Annotated in this window: 14 protein-coding genes; 4 read left to right on the plus strand and 10 right to left on the minus strand. The window is 37.5% G+C overall.

The features are described from left to right. Positions 1-14 precede the first annotated feature (14 nt). The 4 genes from K350_RS0109990 to K350_RS28190 all read right to left on the minus strand — a co-directional run bounded on the left by K350_RS0109990 (position 15) and on the right by K350_RS28190 (position 3892). The gene (locus K350_RS0109990; RefSeq protein WP_028979793.1) at positions 15-674 is read right to left on the minus strand and encodes a phosphatidylserine decarboxylase family protein; all 660 of its coding nucleotides are present in this window, start codon (positions 672-674) and stop codon (positions 15-17) included. A gap of 37 nt (positions 675-711) precedes the next feature. Next, positions 712-1989, minus strand: a complete 1278-nt coding sequence (locus K350_RS0109995) for a Glu/Leu/Phe/Val family dehydrogenase (RefSeq protein ID WP_028979794.1) — start codon at positions 1987-1989, stop codon at positions 712-714. Positions 1990-2042: 53 nt separating this feature from the next. Next, positions 2043-2879: a phosphatidate cytidylyltransferase gene (locus K350_RS0110000; RefSeq protein ID WP_028979795.1), complete on the minus strand. Its 837-nt coding sequence runs from the start codon at positions 2877-2879 to the stop codon at positions 2043-2045. Positions 2880-2956: 77 nt separating this feature from the next. Then, entirely contained in the window at positions 2957-3892 is a 936-nt protein-coding gene (locus tag K350_RS28190; protein ID WP_051313024.1) for a CPBP family intramembrane glutamic endopeptidase, read from the minus strand. Between the two features lie 82 nt (positions 3893-3974). Here K350_RS28190 and dusB point away from each other — a divergent pair, with 82 nt between their 5' ends. Next, positions 3975-4973, plus strand: coding sequence for a tRNA dihydrouridine synthase DusB (gene dusB, locus K350_RS0110010; protein WP_028979796.1), 999 nt, complete (start codon positions 3975-3977; stop codon positions 4971-4973). Between the two features lie 208 nt (positions 4974-5181). Here the strand turns inward: dusB and K350_RS0110015 are convergent, their stop codons facing one another. The 4 genes from K350_RS0110015 to K350_RS0110030 form a co-directional block, all read right to left on the minus strand. Further along, complete coding sequence (locus tag K350_RS0110015) at positions 5182-5760, minus strand: NifU family protein (RefSeq protein WP_028979797.1); 579 nt, start codon at positions 5758-5760, stop codon at positions 5182-5184. Positions 5761-5895: 135 nt separating this feature from the next. After that, a complete protein-coding gene (locus K350_RS28195; RefSeq protein ID WP_037574932.1) occupies positions 5896-7194 on the minus strand; it encodes a dicarboxylate/amino acid:cation symporter in 1299 nt (432 codons plus the stop codon). Continuing rightward, a complete protein-coding gene (aroC, locus tag K350_RS0110025; protein WP_028979798.1) occupies positions 7194-8270 on the minus strand; it encodes a chorismate synthase in 1077 nt (358 codons plus the stop codon). Before aroC ends, K350_RS28195 begins: the two co-directional genes overlap by 1 nt. Next, complete coding sequence (locus K350_RS0110030) at positions 8267-9649, minus strand: BatD family protein (protein WP_028979799.1); 1383 nt, start codon at positions 9647-9649, stop codon at positions 8267-8269. The genes aroC and K350_RS0110030 overlap by 4 nt, the downstream gene beginning before the upstream one ends. 212 nt (positions 9650-9861) lie before the next feature. On the opposite strand from K350_RS0110030, the gene K350_RS32605 reads away from it, so the two are divergent. Continuing rightward, positions 9862-10038, plus strand: coding sequence for a hypothetical protein (locus K350_RS32605; RefSeq protein ID WP_169716568.1), 177 nt, complete (start codon positions 9862-9864; stop codon positions 10036-10038). A gap of 41 nt (positions 10039-10079) precedes the next feature. On the opposite strand, the gene queG is transcribed toward K350_RS32605, so the two are convergent. Further along, positions 10080-10994 (minus strand): tRNA epoxyqueuosine(34) reductase QueG, encoded by a 915-nt coding sequence (gene queG, locus K350_RS0110040; protein WP_028979800.1) that lies wholly within the window; start codon positions 10992-10994, stop codon positions 10080-10082. Positions 10995-11002: 8 nt separating this feature from the next. Beyond that, on the minus strand, positions 11003-12037 hold the full coding sequence (gene ruvB / locus K350_RS0110045; protein WP_028979801.1) for a Holliday junction branch migration DNA helicase RuvB: 1035 nt from the start codon (positions 12035-12037) through the stop codon (positions 11003-11005). 240 nt (positions 12038-12277) lie between these two features. Here ruvB and K350_RS0110050 point away from each other — a divergent pair, with 240 nt between their 5' ends. Together K350_RS0110050 and K350_RS0110055 are read left to right on the plus strand one after the other, a co-directional pair. Next, positions 12278-13018 (plus strand): SAM-dependent methyltransferase, encoded by a 741-nt coding sequence (locus K350_RS0110050; protein ID WP_028979802.1) that lies wholly within the window; start codon positions 12278-12280, stop codon positions 13016-13018. Between the two features lie 9 nt (positions 13019-13027). Beyond that, positions 13028-13762: a ZIP family metal transporter gene (locus K350_RS0110055; protein WP_028979803.1), complete on the plus strand. Its 735-nt coding sequence runs from the start codon at positions 13028-13030 to the stop codon at positions 13760-13762. Positions 13763-13826: the final 64 nt, after the last annotated feature.

The following is a 13826-nucleotide window of genomic DNA, read 5'->3' on the forward strand; positions in this document are numbered from 1 at the left end:
CTTAAGCTTTTAAACTACTTAAACTCGGCAATTACGGTCGATCCACCTTTCACTTTTTCGCCTATGGTTACATTAACTTTAGCATCCAATGGAAGAAAAACATCTACTCTTGATCCGAACTTTATAAAGCCCAATTCCTCTCCTTGTTTTACTTCCTCCCCGGCCTGCAGATACCATACAATTCTTTTAGCCAGAGCTCCTGCAATTTGTCTTAGCAATATGCTTGTTCCGTTTTTAGCAGTTACAACAATTGTCGTCCTTTCATTTTCTGTACTGGACTTAGGATGCCATGCAACAAGATATTTACCTGGATGGTATTTAAAATAAGTTACCATTCCAGAAATGGGATTTCTATTAATATGCACGTTAACAGGTGACATAAAAATTGATACCTGTTTTCTTTTCTCATTAAAAAACTCAGGTTCTTCAACCTCTTCTATCACAACCACTTTTCCATCTGCTGGAGCTATTACGTGATTGTCATTTGTCATAATTAATCTGCGGGGGCTTCTGAAAAACTGCAGGATCATTATATAAATAAATGCAGATATTCCCCAAACTGTCCAGCGGATAGTCACGCTTTCTGGCAATAAATAATATACTGCTAGGTTAACAATCAAAAGAACAACAAAAAGATACGTAAGGATTTTATATCCTTCTTTATGAATTACCATATTTTAAATTAAATGAAGCAGCAAATATAATAAAAGATTAAAATCCTCCTCTGAATTTGTATGTTTTTGCTACTTTATCTATGGCAACAATGTAGGCGGCAATTCTCATCGGCACATTAAACTCTAGCGAAGTGCTGTAAACTTTTTCAAATGCTTCTTTCATAATCCTGTCACACCTTCTGTTTACTCTTTCCAATGGCCATCTGAGTCCAAGACGATTTTGCACCCATTCGAAATAAGAAACGGTAACTCCGCCGGCATTTGCAAGAATATCTGGTACAACCATAATCCCCTTTTCATTGATTATGTCATCCGCATTGGCGCTCGTTGGCCCGTTAGCACCTTCAACAATAAGTCTCGCTTTTATATTAGGTGCGTTGTAAATATTGATTACATCCTCTTTGGCAGCAGGCACCAAAAGGTCAACCTGGCAGGTAATGATTCCTTCCGGATCATCCATTCTTTCTGCATTAGGATACCCTTCCAGCATACCATTATTTTTATCTCTGTATTTCAATGCATCCTGAATATCAATCCCTTTATCACTCCAGAAGGCTCCACTTACATCGCTTAGTGCTTTAATTTTAACTCCTCTTTCCTCCAGAAGTCTTGCGGTATTTGAACCCACATTGCCAAATCCCTGGATCGCGCAACTTGTCTGGCTTGGGTTCATCTTTAATCTTTGCATAGCGGCCAGGGCACTAACCATCACTCCTCTCCCGGTTGCTTCCACCCGGCCTAATGACCCTCCAAGAACCAACGGTTTGCCTGTAACTACTGCATTTACCGTCATTCCTTTTGCTTTGGAATATTCATCCATAAGCCATGCCATTTCCTGCTGACTAGTACCCATATCAGGAGCAGGAATATCTTTATCGGGTCCAAAAACATCCATCATTGATAAAGTATAAGCCCGGGTGAGACGTTCAATTTCACCTTTTGACATAGCTCTAGGATTGCACATAATCCCACCCTTTGCTCCTCCGTAAGGAATATCAACAACAGCACATTTCCATGTCATCCAGGCTGCAAGAGCTTTCACCTCATCCAAAGTAACTCCCATATCATACCTTATTCCTCCTTTTGAAGGACCAAGTATGGTATTATGAATAACCCTGTATCCGGAAAATACTTTAATCCTGCCATCATCCATAGTAATCGGCAAAGAGACAATTACCTGTTTGTCAGGATTTTTCAAAACATTATAAGTTTCATTGTCTAGTCCTAACTTCTGTGCTGCCAGATCAAATCTGGACATCATAGATTCTAAAGGGTTGTCTTTATCCTTAATTGGTGCTGGTTCTATATATGACATATCCGCTTTTTCTTTGTTTTGTCGAAACGTTTACGGAGAAGAAGCCTTATTGTTTATGAAAAAATCTTTAAAAAGGCTGCTATAAAAGGTGACGAAAGCAATAGCCCGTCAAACCGATCCAGAAAACCTCCGTGCCCAGGAATTGTTTGTGCAGAATCTTTAATAGCAAGGCTTCTTTTTAACAATGATTCAACAAGGTCTCCATAGCTGCCAACAACAACTATAATAGCAGCCATAATCAGCCAGTGAAGGGTGTCGAGCTCTTTCCAGAAAAGTGACAGTGTAAATCCGATTGCAAGTGCAAATAATCCACCACCGATACTTCCTTCCCAGGTCTTTTTAGGAGAAATCCTGAAAAACAGTTTGGTTTTCCCTAATGCCATGCCTGCAACATATCCTCCTATATCATTTGCCCAAAGAATGAGAAGAATACCGAGTATGATATGGAAGTTATATTCCTGAAGATAAAAAGCACAAACATTGAGCAAGCCAAATGGAAGAGCAATGTAGATATTTCCTAAGAATGTAAAGGCTATGTTAAAAAATGGTTTATCGTTTTTCCTGAAGAGCTCCATCAAAAAGAGGAGAAACAGAAATGGAAACAAAAGAAAATAACAATCAAAAGTGAGTACTTGCTTTTCTATCAAAAAAAAGAGAGTAAAAATCATCATTCCGGAAACCACTCCGAATATCTTATTGGGTTTAATTTCTGCAACTTCTATCAAATTGTAGAATTCGATCAAAGACAACAAACAAATTGTAAACACCAAAGCGAAATAGCTCCATTCGTTAAAACAAATTGCAGAGACCATAATAAATGCTCCGGCCAGACCGGCAATAATCCGCTGGGTGAGGTTACCCATGTTACGGATTTTAGTAACTAATTTCATTTCCCTTAATTTATGATTATTAAAAACCTGGCGGTTTTCAATTCAAGTTTAGCAAAAAAAAGGGTATAAATCTGAAATTATTTTGTTATTCCTGTCTCTTTCGAATTCCTTTGGTACAAATAGATAAAAAAAGAGAAGGCAATAACCGAGATCACAACAGAATATAAAGGTATAGACTCTGATGAATCCGGATTGAAGCTGATATCTTTTTGCTTATACATATTTGCAAGAATAAGCGTCAATGCATTGTTCATAAAGTGAACAAACATAGACACATATATATTTCCCGACCAATAATATAAATACCCAAAAAGTACCCCTAAAAACATCCTTGGGAAAAAGCCAAAAAACTGAAAATGAATAAAACTGAACAAAAATCCTGTAATCCAGATGGCCAATGTGGGAGATTTGAGAATATCTTTTAACTCATTCTGAACAACACCTCTGAAAACCAACTCCTCTCCAATCCCAGGAATCAGGGCTACCACCAAAAGTGTTACAAAAAATGATGTACTGTCTTTATAATAAATAATAGTTTCAGTAAGTACTTTCGCCAGATTTTCACTATTCTCCATCCAATCCTGAAGTGGCTTGAGACTTGAGGGCAATTTCATATCCTTGTTCCAATCCACCAGATACGCAAGAAGGGGCATTCCCGTAAAAAATATAATAATTGCCAAAATCAGAAAAACAGGAAGTCTTTTAGTGATAGGATTAAATTTCTTGAAATATGACTGTCTGAATATTGCTATATATAAAATAGGTATAAGTAAAAAAGTGATAATCGCATTAACTGCCTGACTTTTTAAAATCAATGCCTTAGGATCAGGGGAACTTTTTATGAGATTTAGCAATTCAGTTTCAGAATTAAAACTGATACCAAACATCTCTTTAAGAAGAATGTGACCTAATCCACTGCCAACTAGCATACTTCCTATAACTACTAAGAATACAATCAAGACACCAAGTGTTTTTTCCAGTATTCTGCTTCCTGAACTATTAATATTTTCCATAAAAGTTGGTAAATTTACTTTATTGCCCCGACATATTCGGAAAAAAGATATAATTGCTCCTAACAATTAAAATAATAAGACTTTGGTTAAAATTGGTCAGATAGAACTTGGGGAATTCCCCCTTTTACTTGCACCCATGGAGGACGTTAGTGACCCGCCCTTCAGAGCAGTATGCAAGGAAAATGGTGCGGATATGATGTACACCGAGTTCATAGCAGCAGATGGTTTGATCCGTGATGCTGAAAAAAGTCTGCAAAAACTAGACATCTACGACTATGAACGCCCTATCGGCATTCAAATCTTTGGGGACAAAATTGAAGCTATGCGAGAAGCTGCAGCTATCGCGGAAGCAGCCGGACCAGAGTTAGTCGATATTAACTACGGTTGCCCTGTTAACAAAGTAGCTTGCAAGGGAGCAGGAGCAGGAATTTTACTTGACCTTCCCAAAATGCAGAAAATGTCTGAAGAGATTGTCAAGAGATGCAAAGTACCAGTTACTGTGAAAACCAGACTCGGATGGGATGAAAAAAACATCAAAATCCTTGAAGTAGCACAAAGACTTCAGGATGTTGGCGTTCAGGCATTAACTATTCACGCACGCACGAGGTATCAGATGTACAAAGGAGAAGCGGATTGGAGCTGGATTTCTAAAGTTAAAGAAATGCAAAGCATTCATATTCCTATTTTCGGAAATGGAGATATCGACTCACCGGAAAAAGCCCTGGATTATAAAAACAGATTTGGTCCGGACGGAATAATGATCGGAAGAGCAGCCATAGGTAATCCCTGGATCTTCAATCAGATCAAACATTATTTCAAAACCGGAGAAAAGTTAGCCGAGCCAGATATTGCTGAAAGAATAAGAGTATGCAAGCAACATCTGATAAGATCGGTAGAATGGAAAGGACCCCAAACCGGAATTTTCGAAATGAGACCTCATTATACAAATTATTTCAGAGGCTTCCCTAACTTTAAACCATTCAGACAAAGAATAGTGACAGCAGCTAGTGTTGAAGAAGTATCTGATATTCTGGATGAAGTTGAAAAGGCTTATAGTGCGGGAATCGACGTACTAAATTAATTTACAAAAAAAAGAGAAAACGATACAACGTTTTGAAGTATCACAAAGTCTTACGTTTGATTAATTATCGGGAAAAAGTTAATCAATTAGGGAAATTTTATAAGCTCTGGAAGTTAAACACCAGAGCTTATTTTATTTTTGACAATCAAATAAAAAAGAGCCCTGTTTGGAGCTCTCCTTTATTTAAAACACTAATAAAATAATTCTTTTAAGCATTTTCTGCAACAACTTCCTGCACTTCAGGAATCATCTTTTTGAGAAGATTTTCAATACCAGCCTTTAATGTGATTGTTGAAGAAGGACAACCACTGCAAGAACCTTGTAAAATTACTTTAACCACACCATCATTAAATGAGCTAAAAGTAATGGCACCACCGTCCTGCTCAACTGCCGGTCTGATGTATTCATCAAGAATTACCTTTATTTTCCCTACGATTTCAGAATCTCCAGCAGTTGGAGATAAATTTTCAGGAACAAATTTTTCATTGAAAAGAGGTTTTCCTTCCTCCAGATACCCCTTAATCAGAGATTTAATCATCGGAGAAACTTCTATCCAGTCGATATCATCTGATTTTGTGATGGTGATAAAATTAGAAGAGAAAAATACTCTCTTCACAAAGCTAAAACGGAAAAGATCCTGGGCCAGCGGACAATTTGCGGTGCTTACAGGGCTAGGAAAATCAATGCTTTCCGATACTAAAAGAAAATCCGTAACGAATTTCAGAGAATTCGGATTTGGATTCGATTCTGTATAAATATTTATAACTCTTTTTTCTGTAGACTCCATGATTTTGAATGGTAAAATGGAAGAACAATTTTGGACTTAACTTAATTCATTTGAGTAAAACAAACTCATTTCCAATTGTATTCAACACAAAGGGATAAAATGTTTGTTGCAACGAATCAAATTTACGAAATTATATTAAGAATTTCCCTCTGATTTTTCAGATCCGGCAACAACGACAGCAGCCATGGCATCACCTGCAACATTCACTACTGTGCGACACATATCCAGGATTCTATCCGGGGCAAGTATCAAGGCAATCCCCTCGACAGGTATATCTGTACTCTTTAGAACTGCAATCAAGGTAATCATTCCCGCTCCGGGAATTCCTGCTGCTCCCACTGCTGCTAATGTAGCTGTAAAGACTATTGTAATTTGCTGAAAAAAAGTAAGATCCAGACCAAATGCCTGAGCTATAAATACGGCTGCAATACTTTGATAAAGAGCGGTACCATCCATATTTACAGTTGTTCCAAATGGTAAAACAAAACCTGTAATTTCTGCAGGCACTTTCAGGTGATGCTCCACCCTTTCCATTGTTACAGGAAGTGTTGCATTGCTTGAACTTGATGTAAACGCAAGCAAAAATGCTGGCCGCATCCCTTTGAAAAACTGACCGTATTTAACCCTGGAAAAAAAGGTAAATATGGCAGGATAAAGTATAAACAGAATAACAGCCAAACCTAGCAATACTGAAATAGCATACCAAAGAAGAGAATATAAAAGCTGAACCATCTGACTTCCGTTTTTTGCCAGTTCAACAAGGACAGAAGCCATTAAGGCAAATACACCTAAAGGAGCTACAGCCATGATCATCATAACCATTTTTAAAAGGGCTTCATTTACAGCTTCTAGAAAGCCAACTACTGTAGCAGATTTTTCAGAGGATATTCGAGTAAGGGCTATTCCAAAAAGCAACCCGAAAAAAACCACCTGCAGCATGCGAGCATTGTCTGATGCCGCACCGAAGAAGTTGGAAGGGACCATTTCTACTAATGGAGTAAGAGGACTTTCCTCAACTTGTGCATATGCAGAAATACTTTTCGCAGTTGCATCCTGGTATTTAGCAATCATCTGATTTCTGGTTTCTTCGGAAATTACTTTTCCAGGCTTGATAAAACCGGCAAGAGTCACTCCAAGAAACGTAGCGCAAATTGCTGTACAAAAAAATAAAAGGATCGTTTTACCTCCGATCCTTCCGACTTTAGCAAAGTCTTTTAAGTTTGCAATTCCTGAAATCAAAGATGTGAGAATTAAAGGAATTGCAACCATTTGAAGCAGCCTAAGGAAAATTGTTCCGAATGGCTTAATGTAATCTATTGTAAACTTTGTTCCATCTGGAAATTTAGGTGCATAAATTCCCCAAAGGATTCCAGCGATCATTCCAAGAAGGATCTGAAGATAAAGAGGAAAGCTTTTCTTCTTCCTTACTTCCATTATAGTTTTATTACTTTATTTCTTAAAAGTAAATCTGCAAGCACTAGTGCTGCCATAGCTTCCACAATAGGCACGGCTCTTGGCACCACACATGGATCATGTCTACCTTTACCAGAGACAGTCACAGGATCACCTTCCTGATTAATACTTTCCTGGTCTTTCATCAAAGTAGCAACTGGCTTGAATGCTACCCTGAAATAAATATCTTCTCCGTTAGAAATTCCTCCTTGAATACCACCCGAATGATTAGTCTTTGTCCTCACTCTGTCTCCTTCAAGATAGAAAGCATCATTATGCTGAGAACCCAACATTTTCACGCCTTCAAAACCACTGCCATATTCAAATCCTTTTACAGCATTGATACCAAGCATAGCTTTTCCAAGCTCTGCATGTAATTTATCAAAAACCGGTTCGCCAAGACCTACAGGAGTTCCCTGCACAACGCATGACACGACACCACCAATTGTATCGCAGTCTTTTCTTACGTTATCGATAAGAGTGATCATCTCTTCTGCCATTGCAGGATCCGGGCAACGTACTATGTTATTTTCAGTTTCCTCAAGATTCAGTTCTTTATAACTCTTTTGAAGAGTAAGACCACCTACCTGAGAGACATAAGCATTGATTTTAATACCATACTTAGCAAGGAATAATTTAGCGATTGCGCCAGCAGCAACTCTTGCAAGAGTTTCTCTTGCTGAACTTCTGCCACCACCTCTGTAATCACGAACGCCATACTTTTCCTGATAAGTAAAATCAGCATGAGAAGGTCTGTATCTGTCTGCAATATGCGAGTAGTCCTTACTTCTTGCATCGGCATTCCAGACAAGCATAGCAATAGGCGTTCCGGTAGATTTTCCTTCAAATATTCCCGAAACGATTTCTATCTTATCTTCTTCTTTTCTTTGTGTTGTAATTTTTGATTGTCCAGGCTTTCTTCTGTCCAGTTCATTTTGAATGAATTCAAGATCCAGATCAAGACCTGCAGGACACCCGTCAAGCACTACCCCAACAGCACGGCCATGAGACTCACCGAATGTACTGATTTTAAATAATTTTCCGTAACTATTACTCATCGTTTGATAATTAAAATAATGGTGGTTACCAGCATAAAAAGGATGATGATATTGGTTAAAATCTTTGTAAGATCATCCCTTTCTCCTTGTCTGAGCTTGTTGCTTGACTTGTCGATGAGCTGGTAAAACCCTTCTTCGTGACTTGAAATATACTCACTTTTTCTTTCTCCTTTTACATAAATCGTAAATTTTGGAGTCAGTGTATCATATGTTTTGCTCGATGTATTGAAATATATTAGAGAGAAACAATCTGCTAATTTATAATTTCCTGAATTTTTAGGGAGAAATTCATAGTTGAAAACTTTAGTAAACTGAACGCCCCCACCCTTTTCTTCCTTTTTAACTTCTTCCTTTTCGGGATAAATTTCATAATCAGGAGATTCTTTAACATTCATTTCAGCTATTGATGGATTAAACATGCCTGTAAGCTTCAATGAAACTTTCAGTGGCTCATTCACTTCCAGGACTTTTTTCCAAATATTTGTCTGCAATTCAGCTATACCTACAGCAACGGAATCCTGCAAGGGATGATCCGGAAGTGGAGAAACGTGAACCGCAATTTCACCTGACTTGAATGTTTTAAATTCATCTTTTCTATCAATGCTATTTTTCGTCCTTAAAGTCTCATAAGTCAAAACCTTAAAAGTAGTCGATGGAATTGTAATTGTCCCAGCGCCTAGAGGAAACAAACACACCTTGTATAAGCGAAATCTGTTGTAAATTTTATTGTGTAATTTAACACTATCCTTTTTAAGTTCACCTGGAGATGTGATTTCCTCAATCCAACAGTCAGCGGGCTTAAGGTCTTGAATGATAGCTGTTACTTGTTTGTTAAGATCGACGAAATTATATTCGGAAGGATTATCTTTTGCTACCAAAAAACTGGCTGAAAGTACAAAACCTTCATTGACAAAAACTGATTTTTCACTGCTTTCTACCAGAAACATTGCATCCAATTCAGAAGGTGAGAATTCTTCCTTTTTACCAGCTTTATCCTCAGTTTTTTGTTCAGGAGATTTTTTCCCGGGTTCTACTGTAATTTTAGTACCATTAAATCGATACGTTTGACCATTTACTGAAATTGTAAAAGTAGGAAGTGTAAAAACTCCAGGTTTAGAAGGCAGATACTCCTGTTCTGCGATAAAAATATCTTCTTTTCTCTCCTTGTTAAAAGTTGTTCTCTTTTTAGAAAAATCCTCGATTTCCGGAAAAGGGCTGATCTCCTTTACTTTTTTAGTAGGAACTGTAAGGGTAATTGTAAAAATTTCCCCTTCACGTATGGAACGGTCGGAAAATTTAATTTTCAAATCCTGGGCTGAAAGATTACATGTCAGAAAAACAAGACTGCAGCAAATACATAAAAGTAATTTTTCAACCATTTTTAAAACACATTTCAGATGATTTTCCTTCCCACCACATTTCCAAATTTATAACTCTAAGGGATAAAATTAGAGAAATGTGAAAAAACTTAAAACATTTTACAACATTAAGGCGTTAATATGGTTAGTAAAGTAAGTCAAATCTAATGTAAGATTTGGTTTCAAATTAATAACCTTAAAAAAACCTAACAACCAAAAACTATTTAAATCAAATGCTTGAATACGTAAAATTAATTCTTGAGAAAGTAAGTTTTGATCAACAACTTTTTGAGAAAGAATTAAAAAAAAGTATCAGAGATTTAATTGAAGAAGAGTTAATTGATCTGAAAAAGTGGTGCTACGAAAATTTTTCCAAAGAGCACGAAATTCTTAACAGATGCTTTGTTTAACCTATTTAAAGCCTGATTTTCAATAATGTTATTATTGGGAATCAGGCTAAAAATTTTATATTCCTCTGCAGCCCCTCAAATTTTGTTCGCTTTATAGCTGTTTTTTTAAATACCTCATCAAATAACTCTGACGTCAACTCCGTCCATTCTTTAAGGTTTTTAAATTCTTCACTAGGTAAAAACTGAGGTTCGTTATGCGCTTTGGAGAATCGATTCCAGGGACACACATCCTGACAGACATCGCAGCCGAATATCCAGTTATCCATCTTCCCTTTAAAATCTGAAGGAATATTATTTTTCAGCTCTATTGTGAGATAGGAAATACATTTACTTCCATCCACTACATATGCTTGAGAAATAGCATCTGTCGGGCATGCATCGATGCATTTAGTGCAAGTACCGCAGTAATCTTTCATCGGACCGTCATACTCCAGATCCAGGTCTGTAATGAGTTCTGCAATAAAAAAGAAACTTCCCGCTTTAGGATTGATGAGGTTACTATTCTTCCCTCTCCAGCCTAAACCACCCTTCTCAGCCCAGGCTTTGTCCATTACGGGAGCTGAATCTACGAATGCCCTGCCACTAAAGTCTCCGATTTCCTGCTTCATATATAACATTAATTCTTTGAGCTTATCCTTTATAACAGTGTGATAATCTTTCCCATAGGCATACTTGGAAATCTTTAACGGATGATTAACGGGCTCTTCGGGAAAATAATTCAGAAGGAAAGAGATCACAGACTTCGAGCCTTCCACAAGCTTGCGGGGATCCAGTCGCTTATCGAAGTGGTTTTCCATCCACTTCATTTCACCATGATTATTATTCTTCAACCAGTTTTCAAGTCTTGGAGCTTCTTCTTCCAAAAAATCTGCTCTGGATATGCCGCAGTAATCAAAGCCCAGTTCTTTTGCTTTATTCTTAATCAGCTGGGTGTGTTTGGATTTTGACAAAAACATAAAGCTTACTAATCCAGATCAAACAGTGTTCCTGTGCGGTTGTTTGGTTTTATTTTCAAGTGTTTATAAGCTAACTCTGTAGCTTCACGACCTCTGGAAGTCCTTTTAATATATCCTTCCTGAATCAGGAAAGGTTCGTACACTTCCTCTATGGTTTCTGCCTCTTCCCCTACCGCTGTAGCAATAGTGGATATACCAACAGGACCGCCCTTGAATTTTTCTATGATGGTCATTAAAATTCTGTTGTCCATTTCATCCAGACCATTCTGATCTACATTCAAAGCTGTCAGAGCCATTCTTGCTATTTCAATAGTGACCCTTCCCTTTCCTTTTATCTGTGCAAAATCACGTGTTCTTCTTAGTAAATTATTAGAAATACGAGGTGTTCCACGGCTTCTTCTTGCAATTTCATAAGCTGCTACCTCATCTATGGGTGTATTAATAATTCCTGCAGAACGCTCAACAATGCTTGTAAGTAATTTTGCATCATAGTACTCAAGACGTGCATTGATACCAAATCTTGCTCTGAGCGGTGAAGTAAGAAGACCTGCTCTCGTAGTTGCTCCAATGAGCGTAAAAGGATTTAATCCAATCTGGACTGTACGAGCATTCGGCCCGGAATCAAGCATTATATCTATTCTGTAATCCTCCATGGCTGAATAGAGATATTCTTCCACTACAGGATTCAGACGATGTATTTCATCTATAAACAGAACATCATTGGCTTCCAGATTAGTTAAAAGTCCGGCGAGGTCACCTGGTTTTTCAAGGACAGGTCCGGAAGTGATTTTAATTCCGGAGCCTAATTCATTTGCTATAATATTTGAAAGCGTGGTTTTCCCCAAGCCCGGAGGGCCATGAAGCAATACGTGATCCAAGGCCTCTTCTCTTTGCTTTGCAGCTTCAACAAATATTCGAAGATTTTCAACAATTTTATCCTGCCCGGTAAAATCCTCAAAGCTTAGCGGACGCAAGGCTTTTTCGAATTCCCTTTCCCCAGAATTAAAATTCTGGTTATCACCTTTTAAATAGTCTTCGCGCATTTCAAATAGAATACTTTAACACAATTTTCTTCTAATTTACGATATTTTAACTGACCAGCACCAGACGCAAAATGAATTTTGCGAATATTTTTAGCAAAACCTGAAACATTGATTATCAATAACCTTTACATGTACTAAAATATAATACATTGATATAAAGCAGGTGTCATTATTTTCCAGCCAGATAAAAAAGCTAGGGCTCACTACTGAATTTTAATGTAGATTTGCAGATTCAATTTTATGACACTAGCAAAAAAAGAGTGGTTTAGTGAATGGTTTAACTCTCCTTACTACCATATTTTATATAAACACAGAGATTTCGAGGAAGCGGAAAACTTTATAGATAATCTTCAGGAAACACTCAAGTTTGTTGAAGGCCAAACAGCCCTGGATCTTGGTTGCGGAAGAGGAAGACATGCCTTTTATATGCATAAAAAAGGGCTGAATGTTACCGGGATTGATTTATCAGAAGAAAACATTGCTTTTGCATCAAAATCGGAAGATGAAACATTGCATTTCTTTGTACATGATATGCGCAATGTATTTGCTGAAAATCAATTTGACTATATCTTCAATTTATTTACCAGCTTTGGATATTTTGATGAGGAGAAGGATAATATTCAGGCAATAAAAGCTGCGTCAACTGCGCTTCGCAAAAAGGGGCGAATGGTGCTAGATTTTTTCAACACCGAAAAAGTAATCCGCAATCTTCAGCAAAAAAACGAAGATACCATTGATGGTATTAACTTCGAGATTAGCAGAATGGTAGAGGAGGGCTGGATTATAAAAGACATAAAAATACAAGATGGCTCTTCAGAATTACATTTTCAGGAAAGAGTAAAGGGTGTAAAGCGAGAAGAATTCGAAAACTATTTTAAATTTGCGGGCCTCAAAGTCCTGAATTTATATGGAAACTACCAACTTCAGCCTTTTGAGTCAGAAAGTGACCGGATGATCTTTTTTCTGGAGAAAGAAAATTAAAATTAAAGAATGGTAACATCACTCCTGCTCTTATTTAGTTCGGCTTTGCTGGCAGGCTTAGCTGTGTTTTTCATTCCAAATCTTAATATCCAAAGATTCAAAGTTGTACTGTCTTTTAGTGGTGCTTACTTATTCAGTATAACTGTGATGCATATACTTCCGGAACTCTTTCTGGAATCAGGTGATATACGATTTGCGGGGATAGCGGTACTTACAGGATTCTTTTTTCAAATGGTACTTGAATACTTCTCTTCCGGAGTAGAGCATGGACATATTCACATACATGAACATGAGCATTCTCAAATTCCATATTCGCTTTTAATCTCGATATGTATCCATGCCTTTCTGGAAGGTACGCTTGTTGCTCATCCTTCACACAGCCATAGTCATGGAGAATCACATACCTTGTTGTACGGACTGATATTGCATAAAATCCCGGAGGCATTTGCACTCATGTCTGTGCTTGTATTCTCTATGAGGAGCAGGGTTGTTGCAATATTATTATTAGTTCTTTTTGCGCTGGCCTCTCCAATGGGCTTATTGCTTAGTCATTGGGCCTTTGATCGTGAATTCTTCGCGCTGAACTGGTTTATCTTCTTATTTGGAGTAATTGCTGGAAACTTCCTTTATATTTCCACTACAATCTTTTTTGAGACGAGTCCTAACCACAAATTCAAGGCGAACAGGCTTATTGTATCTATGCTTGGAGCGGTATCAGCAATCATTGCAGAATACCTTTTGTAAGCCAGAGATGAGCAACAGCAAGAGGACTTAACTATATATTAAAACTATGAATTCTTGCTCTTGC

Source organism: Sporocytophaga myxococcoides DSM 11118, from assembly GCF_000426725.1.
GTDB classification, from domain to species: Bacteria; Bacteroidota; Bacteroidia; order Cytophagales; family Cytophagaceae; genus Sporocytophaga; species Sporocytophaga myxococcoides.

Excerpts from the sequence above, each read along its gene's own strand:
- K350_RS0109990 (WP_028979793.1), bottom strand. The coding sequence starts at position 674 with ATGGTAATTCATAAAGAAGGATATAAAATCCTTACGTATCTTTTTGTT.
- K350_RS0109995 (WP_028979794.1), bottom strand. The coding sequence starts at position 1,989 with ATGTCATATATAGAACCAGCACCAATTAAGGATAAAGACAACCCTTTA.
- K350_RS0110000 (WP_028979795.1), bottom strand. The coding sequence starts at position 2,879 with ATGAAATTAGTTACTAAAATCCGTAACATGGGTAACCTCACCCAGCGG.
- K350_RS28190 (WP_051313024.1), bottom strand. The coding sequence starts at position 3,892 with ATGGAAAATATTAATAGTTCAGGAAGCAGAATACTGGAAAAAACACTT.
- K350_RS0110015 (WP_028979797.1), bottom strand. The coding sequence starts at position 5,760 with ATGGAGTCTACAGAAAAAAGAGTTATAAATATTTATACAGAATCGAAT.
- K350_RS28195 (WP_037574932.1), bottom strand. The coding sequence starts at position 7,194 with ATGGAAGTAAGGAAGAAGAAAAGCTTTCCTCTTTATCTTCAGATCCTT.
- aroC (WP_028979798.1), bottom strand. The coding sequence starts at position 8,270 with ATGAGTAATAGTTACGGAAAATTATTTAAAATCAGTACATTCGGTGAG.
- K350_RS0110030 (WP_028979799.1), bottom strand. The coding sequence starts at position 9,649 with ATGGTTGAAAAATTACTTTTATGTATTTGCTGCAGTCTTGTTTTTCTG.
- K350_RS32605 (WP_169716568.1), top strand. The coding sequence starts at position 9,862 with ATGCTTGAATACGTAAAATTAATTCTTGAGAAAGTAAGTTTTGATCAA.
- queG (WP_028979800.1), bottom strand. The coding sequence starts at position 10,994 with ATGTTTTTGTCAAAATCCAAACACACCCAGCTGATTAAGAATAAAGCA.
- ruvB (WP_028979801.1), bottom strand. The coding sequence starts at position 12,037 with ATGCGCGAAGACTATTTAAAAGGTGATAACCAGAATTTTAATTCTGGG.
- K350_RS0110050 (WP_028979802.1), top strand. The coding sequence starts at position 12,278 with ATGACACTAGCAAAAAAAGAGTGGTTTAGTGAATGGTTTAACTCTCCT.
- K350_RS0110055 (WP_028979803.1), top strand. The coding sequence starts at position 13,028 with ATGGTAACATCACTCCTGCTCTTATTTAGTTCGGCTTTGCTGGCAGGC.